The following is a 23,852-nucleotide window of genomic DNA, read 5'->3' as shown; positions in this document are numbered from 1 at the left end:
CGTCATTATCCTTGGCGGGCGCCCCTTTCGCGGGGTGCCCGTTTTTTCAAGTCCGTTCTTGGTTGGATACTTGCTCCTGATACGCCGGTGCGGTCTCTGGTGCTTCAGGGGGCCGGTAACCGGGGTGCATCAGGGAACGGTATAGCCCGGCGTACTGGGCGAGAGAGACGTCGGCGGTCAGGTGGGTCTCGAAGCGCTGCCGCGCTCCGTTGGCCAGCCGCTGGGCGGTGTCGGGCTCCTGGACGAGGCGTTCCATGGCGTCGGCGAGGGCCTGCGGATCGGCAGGCCGAACCACCAGCCCGGTTTCTTCGTGTTGATTGACGTACGAGGTGCCTGTCGCGAGCTCGGTGGTAATCAGGGGCCGGGCGGCCATGGTGGCCTCGATCAGCGACACGCCGAAGGCCTCCGAGCGCAGATGTGACGGGAAGACCTTGGCTCGGCACAGACGCAATAGCGCCATTTTGTCCTCGTCGTCGTGCAGATGTCCCGTAAAGATGACCCGCTCGCCAAGCCCGAGCTTTCGCGCCTGCTCTTTGAGTGCCGTTTCCATTGGGCCCTCGCCGGCGATGATCACCCGGTGGTTCGTATGCTGCAGCGCCTCCAGGAGAATGTGCAGCCCTTTGTAGTAGCGCAGTACGCCAACGAAAAAGAAAAAGCCTTCTCCCACGCGCGCTTTCCATGCGCGGATGCGCTCCGCTGACGGCACCGGGTAGCGCTGCTCTTCAAGGCCGAGCGGAATCACCTGGGTGCGGTCATCATCGAGCTCGCTCAGCACCTGACTCGATTGTCGGTACTGCGGTGACGTGGCCACGACCGTATTCACCGAGGCGAGAAACCGCCGTCGCACCGGCCGGTAGAGGCGCTCCAGCCGGCGTTGCCGGACGATATCGCTGTGGTAGGTCACGACCGATGGTTTTTCCCGTGACGCCATCAGCAGGTGCATCACATCCGCGAATGGCCAGGGGAAGTGATAGTGGATTACATCCATGTCCGCGATGAGTGTGCGGAAGTGGCGAAGGGTATTCAGCGAGATGGAGCAAGACGCCAGTTCCATGTGGCGCTTGCGTTGATGGACTGTGGCGTCGCCGTGACGAAACGGCGCCTGCCTGGGGTGCGGACTGAGGGCGAAAACGTGGCTGTCGATCCCGAGGCGGCCAGTTGCGCTACAGATATGGTCGACCGTGCGTTCCATGCCTCCGTCGGAGTCAGGATAGAACGTCCGGACCACGTGGAGCACACGCATTATGATTCCCGGAATGCGCGGCTGAGGGCGTCGGTCAGCGGCCGCAGCAGGTAGGACATGAGTGTGCGCTCACCGGTGCGTATCATGACCTCTGCAGGCATGCCGGGTAGCAGGGGCTCATCGCCAAGGGCAAACTGCCGTTGCGCCTGGTCGATGTAGACGCGGGCCAGGTAGTAGGCCTCGCCGGTGGCCTCGTCTTCCAGTCGGTCGGCGGAGATGTGGATTACGTCGCCTTCTACCACGGGCGTCATACGGAAGCTGTAGGCGGTGAGCCGAACGTCCGCCATCTGGCCGACGCGCACCCGGTCGATATCTTCCGGGCGCACCCGGGCTTCGACAACGAGGTCGTCGTCTCTCGGTACAATCTCGGCGATACGGCTGCCCGCATCGATGACGGCGCCTTCGGTGTGCACGTCCAGATCGACGACAACGCCGTCGACCGGTGCGCGTATGATGGTGCGGGCAGCGCGCCGCTCCAGAGCCCGCCGCTGCTCGGCGAGGTTGTGTTCCTCTTGCTCGACGTCGTTCAGCCGGTCCGCCACTTCTGCTTGTCGCTCACTGAGCCGTTGGGCGATTTCGAGCTCGGTTTCGGTGATCTCGACCTGAAGCCGGTCCATCTCGGCTTCGAGTTCGGCGATGTCGGCCTGGTTCTCCACCAGGAGTTGTTCGAGTTCGCGGCTGCGCTGGCGGTCCGTCAGCCGCTCTTCCACCAGATCCGCTAGTTCGTCCAGCTCTTCCGAGTAGTAGGTCCGGCTTTCGCGGCGGGCATTGGCTACGGCCCTCAGGCCGCCGATCTGCGTCTCCAGAGCTTGGGAGCGTTGTTGGAGCAGATCGATTTCGCCGGCAAACATGGTCTGGCGGGTATCAAAGATCGCGATCTGTGCCGCGAGAGCGCGCGCGAAGTGCTGATCGCCCGCGTCTTCCGGGGCCGGTATGAGGGTTGTCATGGTCTCGTGGCCATCCCGCTCCGCTTCCAGGCGGATGCGCTCGGCGCGGGCAGAGGCGTGTTGCGAGCGGATGGTCGCGAGTTCTGCATGGAGCTCGGTGTCGTCGAGTTCCACGATGACGTCACCGGCTTCGACGGAGTCCCCATCACGCACGCGGATTCGCTCGACTAATCCACCATCGAGGTGTTCAACTGCCTGTCGGTAGGAGTCCACCTGCACCACACCTGGCGCGACGGCCGCGCCATCCATTTCCGCCGTTACGGCCCAAGTGCCGAAGCCGCCGAAGGCGGCGAGGATGATCAGGAAGCCGATCCAGCGGGAGCTCCGGTCGCTGCGCGGAACTGGTGGCGCGGGGCGGCTTGATGCTGTGTTGGTGGCTTGAGTCATCCGTTGGTTCCGGTTGCCGTTGCATGTGTGCCGCGGGCGAAGCGTCGTAGTACCTCGTCCCGGTCACCTGCCGCGAGTAGGCGGCCTTCCTTCAGCACGAGCAGACGGTCGACACGCGAGAGCACTGCGTGGCGGTGCGAAATAACGATCTGCGTGCGGCCGGCATCATGGCCTTGGTCCAGCGCTGCAGTCAGAGCGGCGTCGCCGTTATCGTCGAGGTTGGAGTTGGGCTCGTCGAGCACGAGGATCGCGGGGTTACCATAGAGTGCGCGCGCGAGTCCGATACGCTGGCGTTGCCCGCCGGAGAGCGTTCCGCCGCCAGGACCCAGATAGGTGTCGTAGCCGTTGCCAAGGTGCAGCACGAGCTCGTGCACGCCGGCGGCCTGGGCCGCTTCGACCACCGCCTGCGCATCCACGTCGCCGAAGCGGGCGATGTTCTCCGCCACTGTGCCTTCGAACAGTTCCACGTCCTGGGGCAGATAACCGATGTGCGGACCTAGCTCGTCGGCGTTGTAGTCCGTGATATCGGCACCGTCGATGCGTGCGTGGCCCGCGCGTGCCGGCCAAACCCCCAGCAGTGCCCGTACCAGGGTGGATTTTCCGGCGGCACTTGGGCCGATGACACCCACAGTTTCGCCTGGCGCGATGCTGAACGACACCCCCCGAATCGCTGGCTCGTTGGAGCCCGGCGGGATCACCGCTAACTGTTCGGCGTCGATACGGCCTTTGGGGGCAGGCAGGGAGAGCTTCCGTTCCTCTGCTGGGTGTTCCGCCAGTAGCTTCTCCAGACGGCCAAACGCCTGGCGGGTGCCCATGATGCCGCGCCAGTTGCCGATCAGGCTGTCCATGGGGGCGAGCGCGCGGCCCAGCAGGATGGTCGCGGCGATCATGATCCCGGGCGTGATGTGCTGGTGAATGGCGAGATAGGCACCAGCGCCGAGGATGAGTGACTGCAGCAGCAGCCGGAACGCCCGGCTGGTGGCGTAGAAGGGGCTTGCCTGATCCGATGCCTTCGATTGGAATCCCAGGACGCGCTCCTGGCGTTGCTGCCAGCGCTCGCGCAGACGGTGAACCATGCCCATGGCCGCGGCGGCCTCGGCGTTGCGCAGTTGGTTCGTCAGTGTCTGCTGCGCGGCAACCTGCTCGGCATTGGCCTGGTTCAGCGCTGCACGGCTGATGAAGTTGTTGGCCAGCGCCAGGATGAGCAGGATCAGCGCGCCGCCCACGGCAACCCACCCCAGCAGCGGGTGGAACAGGAAAATGACGGCAATGTAGATGGGCAGCCAAGGCGAGTCGAAGAATGCCAGCAGCCCGCTGCCGGTGAGGAACTGGCGGACGGAGTTGGCGTCTTGGACTGCCTGGCTGTCCGCGCCTCCTGGCGTGATTAGCCCGCGACGGAAGAGGGCATCAAAGATGCGGTCGCCGATCAGGCTGTCCAGCCGGCCGCTGGCGCGCACCAGAACCCTGGAGCGGATCCATTCCAGCGCGCCGAGCACCACCATGAGCCCGACGACGATGGCCGTCAGCATCACCAGCGTCGATTCGCTGCGGCTGGCCAGCACGCGATCGTAGATCTGCAGCATGTACAGCGGGGGCACCAGCATCAGCAGGTTAATGAACAGGCTGAAGAAGGCAGCTGCCCAGAAGGTGCCGCTACAAGCACGAACGGCGGTGCGCAGCTCCGAGGTCTTTTGTTGTGGTTTTGCCATGCTGAGAGGTTCCGCCTATTGCAGTCGTTCAGGCGTCAAAATTGAAGGAGACGTCGCCGCCGCCGGCGCCATTTGTCTTTCCGGTGTTCCCGCCGGATTGTTGCCCCTTCTTCGCTTTTTGCGCATGGGCATTGGCGAGGCGCACCAGGGCGGGGAGGTGCGCCATGGACAGCATCTGCGCATATGCCAACGGGATCACCCCTTCTCGGCGCAACTCGGCGAAGCGCGCGTCATCCAGGGCATTGAGCTTTTGTTCGCTCACCGATTGCAGCCCATTCAGCCGCCAGCGTTTGTCACCAACGGTCACAGTAGGGTGCCAATCCTCGAGCAAGTCCGCGCGCGCCAGCGCCTGCGCGGCACGGTGCGTTGTTTCCACCCCATTTGTGAACTCTCGCAGGATTGCCTTTGCCTGGTTCAGTCGCTCGGCCGGTTCGCCGTCTGCGGTAAATAAAGGTTCTCCTTCCGTATCGGAGAGCACGCCGGCGGCAGTGTCGATGGCAACGGCGGGAGCCGCCTCGCCGTCGGACGGTCTGGTGAGAATGAACGGGTAGCGGCGTACGGCAGCCGGCACGTAATCGTTGAGCCAGCGGCCGTCCGGGCCCACCAGCAGATTGGTTTGCCCATCCAGCCCCAGCATTGCGATGAGGCGAGGTTCCGCGGCGTCGCCTCGGGTGACAAACGCCAATGGCAGCCGCGCCGCGAGGCGGGACAGTTCGCGGGCCGCAACCGGGATCATGCCCTGATCGCGGGCAAAGCGATAATTCCTCAACGGGGTGAAGCGTTTGTTGGCGTGCGTCTTGGCTGAAAGTGCGACGACATTCTGATACATGGTCTTCTCCGTGACGAGCAGTGCCCCTGTGGCGATGCCAGCGTTCGCAGAGCGAATACTCGCACTTCAATACGGGTGAACTCTACAGAAGAAAAGGGGCCCCCGCAGGGGCCCAAGGGACTGCAAAGGCCCGGCCACTCCGTGTGGCCGGGCCGGTGCCGCCTTCAGCCTTCAGGCGATCAAGTCGAAGTTGTCGTCGGTCAGTTCGTCCGCTGACAGACCGACCAGCTCCAGTTCGAAGTGGGCTTCATCCTCCGCATGGTGGATCTGGGTGTAAGTTTTCTCACGCGTGCCCGCGAGTTCGAAGACGTCCTCCCAGTCATCGCCGTCCACATCATTGATGCCGACACCGTTGATGAGCAGGTCGGACGCCTCGAAGTCGTCGACGAAGGCAACGTCCTCCAGGAGGAACTCAATCTCGTCAAGGTTGTCAACCAGATCGTTGGCAGCGCCTACGATTTCCACACGCTGGCCAGCAGCCATGTCGCTGAAATCAAAATCCACGTCCGTAGGACTGACGGCGCGGAACTCGATGTGGCGATCCGCCTCACTGACATCGCTACCGTAGAGCTCGATGGCAAGTTCGTCGTTTGCTGCATAGAGCCCCAAGTCAAGGTTTGCATTCAGCTCCGTGGCATCCAGCACACCCTCGTCCTCGAAACCGGGATTGGTTACACCACCGAACGCCAACGCCGTATCCCCAGCCAAGGTGAGTGTGTCGTTATTGAAGGGGGTTGAATACGACACGGTATTGACTCCCGCCCCTCCGCCGTTGGAGTTAATCGTGACGTCCGCCCCATTCACCCCGATGTCATTCACGGTGTTTCCTGCACCGTCAAGATTAATCTCGACGGTATCGGCCTCCGGCGCCGAAAGGCTTCCGACTTCGGAGTCGCCAGCGAGGTCCAGGCTGAGCGAATCGGCGAACTCTGCGTCGATGCCACCAACATCGGCCCCCTCGCCGAACGCGAGGTTCACCTCGGAGTCGTCGTAGCCGGCCTCGATGGTGCCCACCTCGGCGTCCGCGCCGAAGCTGACGTCGATGGAGCTCTCCGTTGTATTAGTTCCGGCATCGATCTGGTCAACCGCGGCGTCTTCTCCGAAGGTCGCCTCGAAGTCCGCGGCATTCTCGGCATTGAGGTCGCCCACGTCAGCGTGATTTCCGAAGGTGGCCGTGAAGTTGTCCGCTTCATCGGCATCGACCGCGTTCAGGGAGATCCCGTCGGCGAACTCGCCTTCGAAGGTCTCAGCCGTGCCGGCCATCACGGTGCCCATGACGGAGTTCTCGCCGTCAACCTCGATGGAGACGGTCTCCTCCGCATTGCTGGCGTCGACGTCCATCACGTTAAGGTCAGCACCCTCCATCACCAACGAGGCATCTTCGTCCGCGTCTATCATGTCGACTGAGTCGATGTAGTGCTGTGCGAGGTCGACATCGTCCGGGGCACCCTCCGTCACCACGGTAAGGTGCGAATCACCGCCATCGGCTTCCTGGGTCACATCCCCCAGGTCGACCCCCGAGTCTGCGTGCGGCGCCTCGCCAAAGGTGATGGTTGCCTCTGCGCCAAGTGCCTCCAGCCCCTCGTCCATCCAGAGCCAATAGGACTCACTCAGGCCAGCCGTGTCGATGAAGACGTCGTCACTGCCCGCCAGGTCCACCGTTCCGAGTCTGGCGCTGTTAAGATCATCCCGCAGCTCCGAGGGCACATCCATTGCCTGGGGGGCAACCAGATTGACGGTGCCATCCACGGCGTCATCCAGCATGACGTGGCCTTCGTCGGTGCGAGCGAAAATCTCGAGATAGAGGTCGTCGGTCTCCGGCTCCAGGACAACGTCGCCTTCGAAGCCGTCGTAGAAGCGCAGCGTCGGGTCCTCCCAGCCGCTGACCACCGTCTCGGATGCACCGGTGCCGCCGGCGAAGCCGAGGGTCGCCGGTGTATCGGCGAACTGATCCAGATCGAGCTCGTGCTCGTCCAGGGCGCCGGCGTCCGTCTCGTTGCGGATCACGGCGTTGAGGTCGCCGCCCTCGGCGTGGATCTCGCCGTCGTCATCGAGACCGGCAAGGCGGTCATGGGTGCCGTCGTCACCGTCGTCACGCACACCGAGGCCCAGGTAGACGTTGCCCTCACCCTTCAGGGTCACCGACTCGGTGTTGGCGGCATTCTCGTCGGGGCCGAGGCGCTCGGTGTCCAGTTCGCCGATGTGGTAAGCCGGTGTGTAGCCCTCGTCAGGCTCCGGAATGCCCGCGAAGTAGAGCTCAACATCCCGGGCATGGCCGTCGGTGAACACCAGCTCGTCGACGCTCCAGGGCGAGCGTACGGTGTCGACGAATTCCACCCGCGCGGCATCGCCGCTGAACTGCTGGGCGTAGCCGATTTCCAGTTCGTCCATGCTGCCGGCCACCTGTATCGGGGCGTCGGTGCTCACCGACTCCAAGGTCGCGGAGTCGTCGTAACGCCCCACCTCGAAAGCGCCGGGATCGGCGTGGAACAGGTTAACGGTATCGATGTGAGAAAGTCCGAGGGCGCCTTCGCCACCAATGTCGAGGTTTCCAGCGTCTCCAAAAGTGCCTGAAAGGTAGACGACAGCATCGGCCCCAATGGTGACGCCATCACCGTTTTCCAGCCCTTCGAGTTGGTGCGTACTCAGGTACAGCTCCTCACGACCCTCCTCGGTGCCCTCGACAGTCAGGTGGTCTTGCTCGTCACCCATGATGGCGTCGAAGCCGGCTACGCGCCCCTGGCTGGCGCCCTCAAGAGCGACCGTCAGGTCCTCGGCCAGGCCGCTGAGATCAACGTCTTCCAGCCTCCCGCCGAGGCTGCTGTAGCTCGCATTGACTGTGTCGACGTTCTCGCCGTTGAGTTCAATGTCGGTGCCAGCGGTGCCCTGACCCACTGATAACTGCAGGCTTTCGGCATCGTCCATCGCATTGATGGTGGTGTCATTGCTCCCCGTGGTAGCGAAGCGCATCACTTGTTCTTCACTGACGCGATCAAGGGTGTTGCCGCTAGCTCCCTGACTCAAAGAGACTTCTTCAAGGGCATTGCCATCGGCGAATACCGTCGAACCCTCCGCGCCACTAAGCGAGACCTCCTCCAGCGTCGGACCGGCGGCGAGATCGACGTTGGTGGTATCACGCAGCGTCGCCTCGGTCAGTGTGTCGCGGGTCTCCACGTGCATGTCGGAGGCATCTTCGACCACGAACTCCTCGAGATCGTCACCGAACAGCCCCGTGTCGAGCACGGCGTTATCCGCGACCACCTCGGCCACGTTCGTGCCGGTCTCGGTGACCTCGTCCGCAACCCGCTGGCCGAGGGTGCCGTCGCCTTCGCCGCCTTCCACCCGCAGCTCGTGTAGGTTGGCGACGGAGAAGGTCTCCTCGAGCCGGGCGTCGTTCCAGGCCCACTCGGGGTCAAAATCCTCAATATCATCGGCATTGGTGACGAGGGTGTTGTAGCCCTCGTAGCCGTCGAAGACCAGGGAATCGCCGGTCGCGCTGGTGGACGAGTAATCTTTCCAGAGCTTGTCACCGGCCTGCACGGTGGTGTCGTCCTGGCTGCCATAGACGACGGCGTTGAAGAGCGTGGGGCTCGCGGCAAGACCCGGCCCGCTCACGTCCACGTCCAGCTCTGCCTCGAGCAGCCGGGCATCGACGCGGGTGAGCGCCATGCCGGCGTCGGTGACCAGATCAAGGTCTTCATCGCCGGCGATACTGAGGCGGTTCGCGTCATTCGCCACCAGATGGATGTTGTTGTCGTGTTCACTGTCGCTGGCGATGCTATCGATGTTGAGCCGCGTGCCCGTGGTGGAACTACTCACACCGTTCAGTTCCACAAAGCCTTGGTACCCTTGAAGGGTTGTGTTGTGGACGCTGGTCGCGCTGAGGCCATCAAGATAGACAGAGTCCGCCGAAACGTTGTCAATTCCGAGATCCGTGCTGGAGGCCACGTTCTCTACATACAGCACGTCGGCCGGGGACAGCGTGTTGATCTCTGCCGCATCCGTGTCACGAAATACGATGGAGTCCAGGTCTTGCGCATCGCGCAAATCGACCTCGGAGGTATTGCGCAGGAAGAGTGAGTCGACTCCGTCGAGAAGTTTCGGGGTCACTTCCCGTACGTTGTCGTGGTGCTGGGAGATCGAGACCGCGACATCGTCGGCGTCGGCGCCGCTCACCCACCATTCCTCGGGGTCATCCAGAACGCGGCCGACAACCTCGACCATCGTCCCGTCCTCCTGGGGCGTCATGCGGGTGCCGCTCTCTTCGGGGTTGGACGGGTCGTGGGTTCCGTAATCAAGCTCCAGAGGATGGCCATCAGGGCGATCCAGGTCGACCAGATCCCGGTCCTCGGCCGGTAGCCGGTACTCAAGGCCCTGGTCATTGAGCTCGACCAGGAAGTCGTCGTCGCTCTCGAACTCCCGGGCGCCGTTCATCATCGCCAGTGAGAGATCGTCCGGCTCGAGGTTGTCCTCCACCAGCTGCTCAACCCAGTACTGGAAGCCCCAGATGTCGATGCCGCCGGAGAAGTAATCTTGCTCTTCCTGCGAAAGATCGGTCGGATCCAGATCGAGAATGTCTGCGTCACTGTCGAGCCCCAGGTCGGTCAACCTGACAGGGTTGCCCGAGGCATCGTCACCCGAGGTTCGCCCGAACAGCTGAGCATACTGGATCTCGACAAGCTGACCGAAGATCAGGTCGTCGCCCTCCAGGCGGGAATGAATGCTGTTGTCCCGCGCAGCCCAGTCACGGGCAAGGTCGGTGTAGCTGCCCCCCTGATTCGAGAGTTCCTCCTCGGCCTCGTCCAGCCGAGTTGGTGTCGGCGTGGACAGGAAGATGGCTTCGTACAGGTCCTCAAGCATCTGACGATCCGCCATGGTTTATTCTCCTTTGCTTTCGCTTGATGGCGTCTTCCTGACCCCTTTTATCAGGGGCGGTATGAGCGCTTTTTCGTGGCTCTATTGGGCTCGATTACACGCGTTTTACGGCTACAGGTATGCCGCACAGGGCCGCAAGCCCTCGTTTGGTTATCTCCGCACTACGTCGTAGTGCGTAAAAAATCTAACGAAAACGTATAGAACGGGCACCCTGACTGAAACGTAGCAGCAGCCAGATCATACGTCGACACGACAGTATCCTTACCCACCTTACAGTGGCCTTACATTAGGGCTGGAATAACCAACCCGTTGTGTGACTATTACCCACCCGTTGCGGTATGAGCGTCGCTGACGCGCGCAGCCAGGAACTGGGAACGGTAACGTTCGGCCAGGGTGGACCAGCGGTGAGCGTCGAGCCATTCGCGCCGTGCTGCATGCACCCGTGCCCGTACTTCTGGGTCCAGACCAGCACGGAGCTGCTGTAGCACGTAGTGAATGGCGCCTGAGTCGAAGCCATCGATCGCATAGGTGGCGTCACGCACCGGTTCGAAGATGGGCGCCGGTGTCGTGGCGACGTCGGAACAGGCGGCGAGAGCAACGGTCACGGCACCGCTGGAAGACTCGTGGGTGTGCTGATACGGCATGACAACCAGGTGGCAGCCAGCGAGGAGCCGCTCGACCTCGCGCCTGGGCAGGAAGTCCGTATACCAGTCGATGCGGTCGGCTACGCCGTGTCGCTCGGCGATGCGCCAGCAGTGCCGCAGTTCATGTCGAGAGATGGGGTCGTCACGGACCGCAGTGACGAGCCGCAGCCGCGCCCTTGGCTCGTCGAGTCCCGCAAACGCCGCGATGAGCTGTTCCGTGCCCTTGTGCGGTAGCAGGAATCCGAACGTACCGATGACGAGGCCGCCCGACGGCGGGCTCGGCAAACCGTCGACGGGTTCGCTTACGCCATGGGGCATGAGCACGGTATTGTCGCTGATGCCGATCCGCTTGAGGTTATTGAGGTCGTCCAGTGTGTGGACGAAAACGCGGTTACAGACATTCAGGCACGCTGCAATTTCCTCCGTTAGCGCACGCTCGTTGGCGATGAGGTCGCGGGTATTGTGCAGCGTGAGGAATACCCTGTGGCCGCGGTGTTGCAGCGATGCGACACCGTGACGCAGGGTGTCGTTGAGGCTGAAAAAACTCGGGTGGTGCTGAATCCAGACGACTTCGCCCTGGGGCTGAAAGGTCTGTAAGTCGGGAGTCTTGCCATAGGTCCATGCGTAGTTGACAGCCACGTCATTGAGAGGCGTCCATCCCGCGGCCGCGGGCCGCTCCCCCGGGGCAAGGATGTCGACGTTATCGCCCAGAGCGCGGAACTCACCGGCGATGCTGCGGCTGTACTCGGCTACCCCGCACGCTTCACCCCACGTTGTAATCAGGCTCACTGACAGTGGCCGATTCCGGAGCTGTGACAGACGATTCGACCGATGAAAGGCGTCGATGCGGGCAAGCGCGCTCAGCAGTGAGTCGCTGGCTCCGTAGGAGAAGAAGCGGGCGGTCATGTCGTCGTGCAGTTTCTGTGGGCGCGCTGTAACGTCCGGATTCCCCTGTAGCAGCGCTTGGCACACCTCGGAGAGAACGTCCGTCAGGTGCTCGGGGCTTGGGTCCGTCCATACGGAGTCCCCGCTCAATAGGTGTGACCCGGAGCGATCGAAGCGATAGCGGATCCACCACGCGTTCTCCGGGGTGGCAAAGTCCGTGTGTGCTCCGGAGCCCGTGACCACCAGCGGGCGGCAATGCTCGCCGGCCTCGATGGCCGGCAGGTTGAGCCCCTCGCCGCGCGTGGGCAGCACGATGACATCGGCGTCGTGGTAGAGCGCGGCCATGGCGTCGGCGTCGTAGTCTTCGAGAATGACATGCACGCGGTCGCGGTGCGCTGCAGAGACGCACTCGCGCACCCAGTCCTCAATCCGGTTGTGCGGGTTGGGGAACGTCTTGATGGTCAGGTGTACGCTGCCGAATTCGGCGGCGAGTGCGTCGAACGCCTCCAGCAGGACATCCGGCGCCTTGCGCGGAAAACACGACGACACGTGTAACAGGCGCACCTCGCCACGCCGTTGCACCCGTGCGAGGTCGTCCGTGGTACTTCCCTGCGCGAGGGGTGATGGTCGCAGTGGCAGCGTGATGACATGGATGGGTAGTGTGCATCCGCTGTCCATGAGGACCTTCTTCACGAACCAGGAGGTTACCACTACGCCTGCGTAGTGTCGGTTCAGGGTAGCGACCATGTCGTCCCGAACGCGGGACTCTTCCCAGGAAAACAGTGCGATTGGTGTGCCGCGCGCCGGGTCAGGGCTGCTCACGGGGGGGAAATGATGGTAGAGGCAAACGCTGGCCTCGCTCTCTGACTTCGCTTCTATCAATGCCTCCAGGGTTTCTGCCTCGACCGGGCCTCCGGGAACCGGGCGAACAGATGTCACTGGTTCGCCTTCGCGGGGGTGGATGGCGAGGTTGCAGCCGGGATAGTCGGCGGTGAGCCGGTGAGCGAGGTTGCGATTGACTACGGCCAGGCTGTAGCTCCCGGCGAAGTGGCCATCAATGGCGATATGACGAAGGCGCTGTTGTATTTCCTGGCGCGGCAATACTGCGTCGCGCTGGGCGAGGCTGGCCGAGCGCACCGGCGCTTGCTGTGCCGGCAAGCGTTCCTCGAAGTCCTCCGCGCGGGCGTAGCGCCGGATCGGTGGTTGCTTATGAACAGACAACCGCAGCACTCGGCCGCGCAGCCCGGGGAACGGTCGCAACACAAGAGCGGCAGGACGGCGCACCCAAGGGGTCGCGGACGCAACCCGCAATAGCCCGATGACCAGCTGTCGCAGAGCTGCTCGGCCCAGGCGCGGTTGGCGAAGTGATGCGGCGGCTGCCCGGGTGCGATCGGATAGGCGGTGCCACCACCGTTCGTACCGTAACCGCTGAATCTCGACTTCCAGGTCTTCCACGCGCTGCGCCAGTTCGCGGAACGTGTGTTCCATCACGTCGATACCGCCGATGCGCTTGTCACCGATCTGGTGGAGCTCACCCAACAGAGCCACTGCTCCGTCGGCGCAACGCTTTTGCGCGAGAACCGCATAATCCGGATAGGCCGCCATCGACCAGGGGAGTCGCTCCGCTAGTGGCCGATTCTCGGCCGGCGCGGGTGGCCCGTTTAGGCGCAGCACGAGCGGGCTTGGGAAGCCTGCGTCAATGGCGGTGAATTCGAGCAGCCCTGGGGGCAGAGGCTTGTGGTGCGTCGGGTCGACATGGAAACCGCACAGTCCGACCTGGAGGTTTTCCGGGTTCGGCGTCTCAAGGATAAGCAGGCCCCCCGGAGCCAGTGCGCGGAACGCCTGTTCGATCAGTTGTTGCACGTCGCCGAACGTCAGGTGTTCGGCGATATGAAACCCGCTGACGAGTGCAAGTGAGTCATCCGGCTGTGCTGCCAGCGCCGTCAGTGCATCGCACTCGTCCACCTCGAGCCCTTGTTCGCGGGCGATGTCCACCATGGCGGGATTGGCATCCACGCCTCGGGCATGCAGCCCGTACCCGCGCAGTAGCCACAGCCATTCACCCCGGCCGCAGCCGAGGTCCAGGGCGCCCCGTTGCGCACACTTGGTCTGCAAGACCTCCACTGCTGGCCGATAGATCTGCAGGCGCTGCCTGATCTCGTCTTGTGAACCGCGAAAGGTTTCCTCGAAGCGGGTGTAGCGCTCCGCGTCCATTCGTTCCGCCTCTTGCCTGCGTTGGGTGTGAGCCGATTAGCGCAGCTTAAACACGTTGTTGTTGGGTCTTATGCACGCAGTTGATCCGCGGCGCTAACCAGTTGGTCCCGATGAAACGAGGTTTGTCGGGATTGGTGACCGTGACTAGCACGGCGTAGTCCAGCCAGTCGTAATTCGCGTCCAGGTGGGTTTCTCCGCCTTGCAGTGCTACGGATACGGCGTAGCTGCCTGGACCCACATTCAGGTTGAACGATGCGCTGTAGTTGATCACATCGCCCGGGTTCGCTTCCACAACCGCCTGGTCTGTATGCCAGGTGTTGGTTCCGAATACGGGGTTGCCCAGCCTGTCCTTGATCAGGTAGCCAGCGATGAGCGGTGCCACAGGCGCATCCACGCGGACGCGAAGACGCAAGGTGACGGTCTGTCCGACCTTCGCCGTCTCCAGGCGGTTGTCCTCGGTATCGTACAGACCGGCGTGCTCAATGCGGGCTTCACCACTTCCGGAGCGGGTCTGCATGTGGCCGCTCGCAAGAGGTGTAGTTTCGATGGACGTGTCTTCTTTTCGGGCGATCAGGGCGTTGTAAAGGTTTAACGCCGATTCGGGGTCGTTATCGCAGACGATCGTGCCTTGATCGAGTAACAGGGCACGATCGCAGAGACTCTGAATGGCTTCTTTGTCGTGGGAGACGATCAGCAGCGTGGTGCCTCGGCGGCGGAATTCGCGGATCCGCGCGAAACTCTTGTGCTGAAAATACGCATCACCCACGGAGAGCGCCTCGTCAACGATAAGAACGTCGGGCCGCACGCCAGTGGCGACGGCGAACGCCACGCGCATCTGCATGCCGCTCGAGTACTTGCGCATTGGCTCATCGAAATAGTCGCCAATCTCCGCAAACGCTTCGATGTCCGGCATGAGGGCGTCAATATGCTCCCGGGACAGCCCCATTAGGCCGGCGGCATGGCGCGCATTCTGCCGCCCTGTGAGCTCGTCATTGAAACCCATGCCGAGCTCGAGAATGGCGCTGACCCTGCCGGTAACGCTTAAGGAGCCGCAACTGGGCTGGAGTATCCCGGCGAACATCTTAAGAAGCGTGCTCTTGCCTGCGCCGTTTTCACCGATGATGGCAACCGCTTCTCCCGCGGCGACCTCGACGTCCACATCACGTATGACCCAGTTCTCCGCCGCGGGCGGGATGGCGAAGAACCAGCTTGCGATTCGTCGGATTTCGGATGGAAACCGACGGTAGACCTTGCCGAGGCCCTGTGCGCAGAGGACGGGTGCGTTCTTCATAGTGCGTCCACGAGTTCGGGTTTGGCGCGTTGGTAAAGGGCTCGTGCCAGTATCAGCAGGCCCGTGGAAATGGCGGCCACCACTGCCAGGCCCGTGAGTGCCGGGGGTTCGCCGAACGCCAGCACGTTCTGGTAGGCGGTCACGAGGTGATACAAAGGGTTGAGTACCAGCACGGCATGGACTGCGTCCGGGACGATGTGCGCTGGGTAGACGACGGGCGTGAACCAGAACAGAAACTGCAGCAGGATGGGCATGAGCTGCCCGATGTCCCGCAGGAATACGTTCAGAATACCGAGTATGAGGCCGGTCCCCAGCGCGAAACCAAGGGTGATGACGGTTAGGAGAGGCAGCCACAGCACCGTGGCGCTTGCGATATGCCCCAGTGCGGTGAACACACCCATCGCAGCAATGAACAGAATGATGTTGTTGATCAGGCTTGAGCCGACGACGATCAGAGGCAGAACCAGGCGCGGGAACGCCATCTTCTTGATGAGATTGCCGTTGTCGATGAAAACGCCGAGCGAGCGAGTCGTCACTTCCATGAACAGGCTCCAGCCCAGCATGCCGGCTGTCAGGTAGATGGCGTAGGCGAAGGGGCCTTCGAGTCCCGGCAGCTTTGCCGACAGAACGGCTGAGAGAATCAGCGCATAGATCAGCACTTGTGACAGCGGTTGAATGACCATCCACAGGCTGCCGAGTCGGCTGCGCGCGAAGCGAGCGATCAACTCGTGTCGGATCGAACTGAGGATGAACTGTCGGAAAGTCCAAGCCGCTTTGAGCGCCGCTGCCATTGCTCAGCTCCGGTTATTGCCCGTTATTGCCCAGCACTTGCGCATAAACCTGGCAGGTCGCTTCGGCCGTTGCGGACCAGGTGAAGCCGGATGCGCGTCTCGGCCCAGCCTGACGTAAACGGGCCGATAAGCCATGGTCAGTCAGAATGCGCTCGAGTGCGTCGCGGATGGCGATGGTGTCGTAGACATCGACAGTCACGGCCGCCTCTCCAGCGACTTCTGACAGTGCACCCGTGCCATTGGTGATGACCGGCGTGCCGCAGGCCATTGCTTCGAGGACTGGTAGCCCGAACCCCTCGTAAACCGATGGATAGACGAATGTGGCTGCACCGGCATACAGCGACGGCAGTATTTCGTCCGGCACATATCCCAGTCTGCGGACGGCGCCCGTGGCACATGCGCGCTTGACCGAAGCGCGCAGCCGCCTGTCTGCCCAACCGTCTGGGCCGGCAAGAATCAATGGATAGGCGTTTCTGAGCGTTGCAGGTAGCTGCAGGTAAGCGTGCATCAACCGCGCTAGATTTTTGCGTGGTTCCAGGGCACCTACGGAGAGGATGTATTTTCCCGGGGTGAGGTCATAGGCATGCGCCGCCACATCAGGCTTGCAGTCCGCTCGGAAAGCGGCACGTGCGCCATTGGCGATGGCGTGCACCCGCCCGGGTTCAACTCCCAGCTCGGTAACCAGTTCGTGTCGCACGGTGCGCGAAACGGTGATGATGGCAGCCGCTCGCTCGAGGGACGCCGGCAAGGTGCGCTCCAGATGCCGTACCCGGGACGCAGGGTGGTGCTCTGGGAAAAAGCGGTGTGACAGGTCGTGCACGGTAACGACCCCGGGCACAGGGACGAGTGGTAATTCGTAGTCGGGTGAATGGAAGAGGTCCACGCCATAGGGTAGATTCATGGCAGTTGTGATACCGCGTAGATGCCGCCAGGCGAACGCGAGCATCGCTTTACCTGGCAGGCGCCGGGCGCGTGCGGCCGGGGCCATGGCGATCTCGGCATCGGCAAGGGATGCGAAAAACCGCCAGCCTGAGAGGACATCCAGCCGCCTCACGCTTTCGGTCTGCGGTAAGGCAAAGCCGAGTTCCCTGGTGTAATGGCCAATACCCGTCAGCGGTGGCATTAAGGTATGCCCCTGCAGCACCACATGCATGTTGTTGTCTCTGAACGCCACTTTGTCCGGGGCGACAGCCTACCACTATGCAGAAGTCCCGGCATCGGACCCTTGGGACGGCGCCGGTTTGTCCTTCGTGTGGTACGCGGGCTTGTCAGCCAGTTAAGCCGCAACCTACTATGCGGCGACTCTTCCTCGATGGATTTCAAAGGTTGGCGCAGTGGCCTCACGTATTGCATCGCCTCGTTCTTGTGACAGCTTCGGGATCCTGGCCGTCATTCTCTCTCTGGTCGTGACCTTTTCCACGGCACCTGCGGCCGCGGAGCCAACCGGTCTGCTTGATGTGTACGAAGACGCATTGAGTGCGGACACCCAGTTACAGGCATCTGAAAGTGGCGTGTCTGCGGCGCGCGAACGCGAGCGCGAGGCACTGGGTGCGTGGCTGCCCTCGCTCAGCGCGACTGCGGGGGTGGATCGGGTCCGTCGTGATGAGCGGGGAGGGGCCGGGGATGATGGTGCCCGAACCTTCACTCGTGAGCAGTATCAGATCCGCCTGGAGCAACCGATCTACAATCGCAGGCACTGGGTGCGTCTGCGCCAGAGCGAGCGCGAGACGCGTCGCAGTGATCTGGAGCGGTCCAGTGAGCACCAGGATGTGATGGCGCGGGTAACGGATGCATATTTCGAGGTGCTCCTGGCTCAGTTGGAAAACGGACTCGCCGAACGAGAGGTGGAGGCCCTGTCAAGCGAAGTACGTCGTGTGGAGGCGCTCTATGACAGGGGGTTGGCTTCCCGTGCGGATCGCCTGGAGGTACAGGCGGCCCTGGAAGAAGCGCGAAACGAGAAGCTTGGTGGCCAGCATCGGGTCGATGCCGCCTTTGAACATCTGCGCGAGATAACAAATCGGCGCTATGCGGCTCTGAGACCATTAAAGGACGAATTCCCCGTCGAACGCCCTGAACCGGACAACGTGGATGTCTGGGTCGACCGTGCCATGCAGAATAACCCACGCTTGATGGCTGCCGAGGAAGCTCGCCTGGCACGTCGGGATCAGATCGCGATCGAGCGCGCTGAGCATCACCCGCGATTGAGTTTGGTTGCCAGTCATACCTACTTTGATGATGTGGATGACGAGGAGGAACTGCCACTTGCTGCACCGGGCAGGCGTTTCGACGAAACGGTGGTGGGGGTTCAGTTGACGGTTCCCTTGTACGAGGGCGGTCAAGTCAGTGCACGATCAAGGGCTGCGGAGCATGATGTCGCGCAGGCAAGCCAGCAGGTCGACGGTCTGCGACGCGCTCTTCTCAGCGAAGTACGGGGCTCGTTTCTGGATGTCGACCGCGGGGCGACGTCGATTCGGGCTCTTGAGCGCTCGGTTTCTGCGCAAACCGCCCGGCTCGAAGCTGTAGAAGAGGAGCTTCAGATCGGGCGAAGGTCAGTTGTTGACCTGCTGGAAACCCGCAGGGCTTTGATCGAGTCTCGGCTTTCACTGGCACAAGCGCGTGTGGAATACCTCAGGGCGCATGTGTCACTGCGTTCTGCTGCCGGAGAGTTGGATCGTGAATCGGTGCTCTGGCTCGCTGGGTTTCTGGAATAGGGGGGCGCCGTCTCGGGGCGCTTTAGCGCCTTTCACCGGTCAGGTATTGCTCTTCAAGGTCGAGGCTAAGAGGTTTATCGAGCGCAGCCCAGCGTCCTTTTGTTCTGCGGTCAGTGTAGACGTGGCCCGGCCGCAGTGGGGCGTGCGCAGCGGGAAGCACTAGTGGGCCGAGCCGAGGAACCCGTGCTGCGCAACCTACCGTCGCCGTGGAGTCTCACGAGGGTTCCACAGCGACCCCGTGCGATCAGAGCCGAAAATCCCTTGTGCGGCGCGCTTAGCCTTGGTGGCAGGTAAAACGCCGCAAGCAAACGGTCGTTTTTGTGAGCCGGTATGCAGAACCGGCTCGGCCGGGCTGTTACTTTTTCGCAACACGAAAACGAAAACCTCGCAACACGGTTCGAATAATGTCGCCGAGGCGGGCGGCTGGAGTGATTTCGGGGGGCATACACAATGCAGGGCTTGGCCGGCTTTCGCCGTTTGGCGATGAAGCACATAAGGGTGCGCGTGCCCGTGATTCCGGTGTTGGCAGTGGCGCTTGCTGCTCCTGCCGGGGCCTCGGCGGCCAACACGGCGCATATTCCGGTGGGCCAGGATATCTCCTACGGTGGTGTCAGCCACCCGCGTACGGTGCAGGCCACGGGCAACAATCCCGCCTCGTCTGTGGCGTCCGATCGCCGTGGAGTCTGGTTCGGTCTGGGCGCGTTTTCTCTGGGTTACGAAGTCGGTGACGTCGACGATCTCATCGATGAGGCCGAGGATCTGGAGGCGGCGCTGGATCGTACTGACCTGACGCTCGGCGATGCCGAGGACCGCAAGCAGCGCTTTGACGCGTTTCTGGTTGACGCCGGGCAGGATGGCTACTTCAAGCTCGACGGCGCTGCCAAGGCGCCCTTCACGCCGCTCGGGGTCAATGTCCCGGGTGTTGGCGGTGGGGCGTTCAGCCTCGACGCGACGGCCTACGGATCGGTCCGCGGCAGCTTGCTGGATGCCCCCATTGAAGTGCAGCCGACCCCCGATGGCGATTTCGAGCTGCAGTCCCGCACCTCGGGCTATCTCAAGGGCGCCGCCGGCGTGGGCATGTCCGTCGGTTACGGCGGTGGGGTCTATCACGCATCGAGTGGCTCGTTGTTTGTTGGCGGGCGGCTGAACTACTACCGGATGGAACTGGCGAAGGGCGTCATCGCGTTCGAGGACACTGACGGCGACGACAATCTCGCCGACGACCTCGAAGACGACTTCGATCGCAACCGCGAGACGCAGTCGGCCGTGGGGCTGGATCTCGGCGCCATCTGGACCGCTGACAATTACCGTGCCGGGGCGATTCTGCGCAACGTCAATGAGCCGGAGTTTGACTACCCGGAGATTGGCCGCAACTGCGACGACCCGAGCCTGTCCGACACGGCCAATCGGAACTGCTATACCGCCGCATCGTTCGGCGATCGCATCAGTCTCTCCGAGACCTACACCATGGATCGCCAGCTGCAGCTGGAGGGTGCGGTGTTCACCCACAACCAGGACTGGCACGTGAGCCTCGCCTACGACGTCAACAGCAGCCGTGATCCGGTGGGCGACGCCTATCAATGGCTTTCCGTGAGCACTGGGTATGCCGGCAGCGGCTGGCTGCTGCCCGGTTTCCGGTTGGGGTATCGGGAAAACCTCACGGGCAGTGAGCTGAGCTACATCACCGGCGGGCTGACCTTCTTCCGGGTGCTGAACCTGGACGCCGCGGTGGCAACGGACTCGGTGGATGTGGACGGCGATGAAGTCCCGCGCAGTGCGCAGGTGAGTGCCAGCCTCGAGCTCTACTTCTGAGCCGTGATCGCACCGTTGATTAAAGGGGAAGTCATGATAACTCGAAGAAAACAGTTCCTGCGTGGGGCGGGGGTCATCGGCACTGGCCTTTGCAGCGTGATTCTCGCCGGGTGTCTCAGCGACTCCAGTGACCCGGACGGTGGTGACGTGAATTCCGTTGAGATCAGCGGTGTCGCGGTGGACGGGTACATCGCCGGTGCGCGGGTCTACGTCGATCTCAACGACAACAACCGCCGTGACAGTTTCGAACCCCGGGCGTTTACCGACTCCTACGGGTTTTTCTCGCAACGCCCGGATATCCGCGACGGCAACGGTGAGTTGGTGGCGGAAGCCCGGGATTACTGCGCTGAGGGCATTGAGCGCCATTGCCTGACGGTATCCACCGCCCAGAGCCAGGCCCGTCTGCGGGTCGAAGGCGGGTATGACCTCTTCTCCGGGGAGGCATTCCAGGGCAGCCTCAGCCGCTTGATCGAAATCCAGAACAGCAGCTCCGGCACGGTGCTGCCGGTATCGCCGGTGACGTCCCTGAGCAACAACATTGTGTTCTCCACTGATGATGTCGACCCCTGGGGCGATCACCTCGAAGACGCACAATACAGCGAAAGGGATTCCGTAGCGGCCGTGGCGATTCACGAGACCGTGACCGCCGTATCCGACGAGCTCTTCGGTGGCCTCGACAGTGACGATCTCCAGGCCGAGGCCACGGGGCTCATGTACGACGGGCTGCGCACCCATGCGGACGGGCAGCAGGGTGATCTGCGTGACGCCGTCGATGACCTGGATGCGTCGGACTTCCAGGGCGCGATTGACGACGCCCTGGCCGATCAGGATGTCGACGTGGAGAAGGATACGGTTGATGAGGTGGTCGAGCTGGCAACCACACTGCTGGATACGCTGCTCGATGATGGAGACTCTGGCTCCAGCGGCACGATGGCGCTGGCCTCCACCACGTCCTTGAATGAGGCCGACGACGGCGAGCCGCGTGATCGCGGCGAAGCGCGCGTGCAGGCGATTCTCTCCTACACGCGCTCCGATCAAGCCCGCAGCCCCGACACTGATGATGCGCAGACGATCGATGAGCTGTCGGAGATCCTGGCCGAGGGAGGTCAGGACAGTCGCCGGAGCATCGATATCGATAGCCTCTCACGCCGTCTGTGGAATGAGGGCGGGGATCCGGAAGCCAGCGTCAGCGCGTCGGAGGTGGAGAACACCTTCCCTGCGCTTGCCGGGAAGTACGTCGCGTTCGCGACCGATGCGGACAGTGACAAGGATGGCGAAGCGGCGCTCTTCTTCGACGGCGAGTCCGGCGATCGGTCCGGTGAGCTGAGCCTGTGTGTCCGCGGTGACCTGGAAGACGTGGATCTGTCGGCGTTTGGCGATGACGGCACGGTATTGATCACGGGGCAATGGGATCAGCCCAACGACCGCACGCTGATTCTGAGCCTCTCGGCGCTGGGCGGTTCGGTGGAGGAGTCCGCCATCCTGCGGTTGCGGAGCACGGCCGATACCGACAGCGACTGGGCGTTCGGCCTGGAGTTCGATGGTGACCGCGAGAACTTCGAGGTTGATGGGAATGAGGCCGACGTTTTCCGTGCGATCGGGGACGAAGGCGCACCTACGGACGAGTCGGCGTGCGCGGATGCCGATTTCGAAACGAATACGAACTTCTGAACCTGGGGGGACCATGGTGACTTTGATGAGTGGATTGCGAGGGGCAGGGGCGTCGCTGGCTGCCGGGCTGATTCTGGCGGGCTGCACGACCACCGATACGTTCGTGGATTACAGCGACCACCAGCTGTACTCGACCCAGTCGGTGGGCAACGCTCCCTATCTGGAGATCGGTCCGGTGACAGCCCAACAGCGTGGGTTCGTGTGGGAGTCCTGCTCCGACATGGCCGATGAGGCTGCCAAGGAGCTGCTCGCCCAGGGTGAAGAGTTCGGCGCCACTCACGTCATGGACGTGCGATGGCTGGACCACGCCGATGGCAGTTTTTCCGAGCGGCCGGTGTGCACCACGGGTTGGGGCTGGTTCGCTGCAGCCGGGGTCGGTGGGTTGTCGCCCTGGGCGAAAGTCACCGAAATTCACGGCAGCCTCGCCACGGTGGACCCGGACGCCCTGGAAGGCGCAGAGGCGCGCGCTTCGACCCGCATCGAGGAGATCGAAGAGCGTCGCCGTGAGGAACTGCGCCGCAGGCACGAACGCCAGCAGGCTGAAGAGGCCGAGTCGGAGAGCAGCGACGACGACGAATAACCGGAAACCCGAATTCCCCTGATTTTGCCCGAACCCGGAAGTGGCTGACGCGCTCTGCTTCCCGGTTCGGTTTTTTTTTGTGCTTCACCTCGGTAGTGAACGGGATGCATCAGGCCATCGTAGTGACAATTGCGTGGGCGCGCGCCTCGCGCCGACCTGTAGGGTGGACGTTCACGTCCACCACTCCAGCGACCGTTTATGCGCCAAACGGCATATTGCTTGTTTATGAGGATCAGCGCATACTCTGGGCATGACTGATCTCGCACGCACCCCTGAACAGGTCGGTAACCTGATCCGCCGTGCCCGCAAAAGGCAGGGTCTGACTCAGGCCGTCCTTGGTGAGAAGGCCGGCCTCCGGCAGGAGACCATCTCGCTCATCGAGACGGGCAACCCGGCCACGAGGCTTGAGACGTTGCTCGTTGTGCTGGCCGCGCTCGATCTCGAGCTGCGTGTTACGCCGCGGTCGAGCGGTGGCCCCGCCCTTGAGGACATCTTCTAATGCCCCGGCGCCGTCATCATCCGCCGCTGCGCGTGCTGCTCAACAATCGCCTGGTCGGTCATCTGACCAAGGCTCCGGATGGGGCGGTATCGTTTGTGTACGATTCCGAGTGGTTGGATTGGGAGCACGCACTTCCCGTGTCGTTGTCCCTTCCCCTGCGGGAAGATGCCTATCGCGGAGACCGGGTCACTGCTGTATTCGACAACTTGCTGCCTGATGCCGATGCGCTTCCCCGGCGGGTGGCGGATACCGCCTCACGCCGTTATACGATGTGCTTACAGTCCAGCCCAGTCTCGCGGCGCGACAGGTCGAGCTCAAGCAGATGAAGCTCGCAATGGCGGTTGGGCGCAGGAATCGCTACCGCATCGACACGATCCAGGGTCGGCACTTCCTGCAAACGTGTGAAGCTGCAGGCCTTCCGGAGTCGCTGGTCCGCGATGCGATCGAGTCCATGAGTCGGTCACACAGGGCATCACCTCGCGGCTGCGCGCGCTGGGCGACGTGGTGTAACGGTTGGGAACGGAGCTCAGCGGGCGCTCGCCGATTCGGGATGGTGGACCTGAAGGTCCACCCTACGCCTCCCTCTACGCCATACCCCGCACAACCCGCACAACCCGCACGGATGATGCGTCGGCCCGTAGATACCGTCTTGCCGGTCAAGCTGTAGTCCCGCGTAGGGCGGACCTTCAGGTCCGCCATCCCAAGGCATTTCCATGCCGGTTGGTCATCAGGTCAACGCGGGGTCGTAAGGGCGCTGGTTTTTG

14 protein-coding genes and 1 pseudogene are annotated in these 23,852 nt (G+C 62.7%); 6 read left to right on the top strand and 9 right to left on the bottom strand.

The window, feature by feature from the left end; all coding sequences use genetic code 11:
• Positions 1 to 46 precede the first annotated feature (46 nt).
• From ACNSTU_RS17220 to ACNSTU_RS17180, 9 genes are all read right to left on the bottom strand, one after another.
• Positions 47 to 1,192 (bottom strand): glycosyltransferase, encoded by a 1,146-nt coding sequence (locus ACNSTU_RS17220; RefSeq protein ID WP_418212781.1) that lies wholly within the window; start codon positions 1,190 to 1,192, stop codon positions 47 to 49.
• Between the two features lie 50 nt (positions 1,193 to 1,242).
• The gene (locus tag ACNSTU_RS17215; RefSeq protein WP_418212780.1) at positions 1,243 to 2,577 is read right to left on the bottom strand and encodes an HlyD family type I secretion periplasmic adaptor subunit; all 1,335 of its coding nucleotides are present in this window, start codon (positions 2,575 to 2,577) and stop codon (positions 1,243 to 1,245) included.
• Entirely contained in the window at positions 2,574 to 4,286 is a 1,713-nt protein-coding gene (locus ACNSTU_RS17210) for a type I secretion system permease/ATPase (RefSeq protein WP_418212779.1), read from the bottom strand. The genes ACNSTU_RS17215 and ACNSTU_RS17210 overlap by 4 nt, the downstream gene beginning before the upstream one ends.
• 28 nt (positions 4,287 to 4,314) lie before the next feature.
• On the bottom strand, positions 4,315 to 5,115 hold the full coding sequence (locus tag ACNSTU_RS17205; protein ID WP_418212778.1) for a SapC family protein: 801 nt from the start codon (positions 5,113 to 5,115) through the stop codon (positions 4,315 to 4,317).
• A gap of 171 nt (positions 5,116 to 5,286) precedes the next feature.
• On the bottom strand, positions 5,287 to 9,990 hold the full coding sequence (locus ACNSTU_RS17200; protein WP_418212777.1) for a hypothetical protein: 4,704 nt from the start codon (positions 9,988 to 9,990) through the stop codon (positions 5,287 to 5,289).
• A gap of 320 nt (positions 9,991 to 10,310) precedes the next feature.
• On the bottom strand, positions 10,311 to 13,733 hold the full coding sequence (locus tag ACNSTU_RS17195; RefSeq protein ID WP_418212776.1) for a glycosyltransferase: 3,423 nt from the start codon (positions 13,731 to 13,733) through the stop codon (positions 10,311 to 10,313).
• Positions 13,734 to 13,779: 46 nt separating this feature from the next.
• Entirely contained in the window at positions 13,780 to 15,024 is a 1,245-nt protein-coding gene (locus ACNSTU_RS17190) for an ABC transporter ATP-binding protein (protein ID WP_418212775.1), read from the bottom strand.
• Entirely contained in the window at positions 15,021 to 15,815 is a 795-nt protein-coding gene (locus ACNSTU_RS17185; protein WP_418212774.1) for an ABC transporter permease, read from the bottom strand. Before ACNSTU_RS17185 ends, ACNSTU_RS17190 begins: the two co-directional genes overlap by 4 nt.
• Before the next feature lie 13 nt (positions 15,816 to 15,828).
• Positions 15,829 to 16,968 carry a glycosyltransferase family 4 protein gene (locus tag ACNSTU_RS17180; RefSeq protein WP_418212773.1) on the bottom strand — a complete coding sequence of 380 codons (1,140 nt, stop codon included), beginning with the start codon at positions 16,966 to 16,968 and terminating at the stop codon, positions 15,829 to 15,831.
• 181 nt (positions 16,969 to 17,149) lie between these two features.
• On the opposite strand from ACNSTU_RS17180, the gene ACNSTU_RS17175 reads away from it, so the two are divergent.
• The 6 genes and pseudogenes from ACNSTU_RS17175 to ACNSTU_RS17150 form a co-directional block, all read left to right on the top strand.
• Positions 17,150 to 18,526 carry a TolC family outer membrane protein gene (locus ACNSTU_RS17175; protein WP_418212772.1) on the top strand — a complete coding sequence of 459 codons (1,377 nt, stop codon included), beginning with the start codon at positions 17,150 to 17,152 and terminating at the stop codon, positions 18,524 to 18,526.
• A gap of 510 nt (positions 18,527 to 19,036) precedes the next feature.
• The gene (locus tag ACNSTU_RS17170) at positions 19,037 to 20,338 is read left to right on the top strand and encodes a conjugal transfer protein TraF (protein WP_418212771.1); all 1,302 of its coding nucleotides are present in this window, start codon (positions 19,037 to 19,039) and stop codon (positions 20,336 to 20,338) included.
• A 33-nt stretch (positions 20,339 to 20,371) separates the two neighbouring features.
• Complete coding sequence (locus ACNSTU_RS17165; RefSeq protein WP_418212770.1) at positions 20,372 to 22,009, top strand: hypothetical protein; 1,638 nt, start codon at positions 20,372 to 20,374, stop codon at positions 22,007 to 22,009.
• Positions 22,010 to 22,034: 25 nt separating this feature from the next.
• Positions 22,035 to 22,589, top strand: a complete 555-nt coding sequence (locus ACNSTU_RS17160) for a hypothetical protein (protein WP_418212769.1) — start codon at positions 22,035 to 22,037, stop codon at positions 22,587 to 22,589.
• A 250-nt stretch (positions 22,590 to 22,839) separates the two neighbouring features.
• Complete coding sequence (locus ACNSTU_RS17155; RefSeq protein ID WP_418212768.1) at positions 22,840 to 23,088, top strand: helix-turn-helix transcriptional regulator; 249 nt, start codon at positions 22,840 to 22,842, stop codon at positions 23,086 to 23,088.
• Positions 23,088 to 23,333, top strand: a pseudogene (locus ACNSTU_RS17150) (HipA N-terminal domain-containing protein); the annotation flags it as partial. The gene ACNSTU_RS17155 and the pseudogene ACNSTU_RS17150, both read left to right, overlap by 1 nt.
• Between the last annotated feature and the right edge of the window lie 519 nt (positions 23,334 to 23,852).

Source organism: Aquisalimonas sp. APHAB1-3, assembly GCF_048323695.1.
In the GTDB taxonomy this organism is placed as follows: domain Bacteria; phylum Pseudomonadota; class Gammaproteobacteria; order Nitrococcales; family Aquisalimonadaceae; genus Aquisalimonas.
The sequence above is the reverse complement of the archived record's forward strand: the minus strand, read 5'-3'. Positions and strand labels throughout refer to the sequence as shown.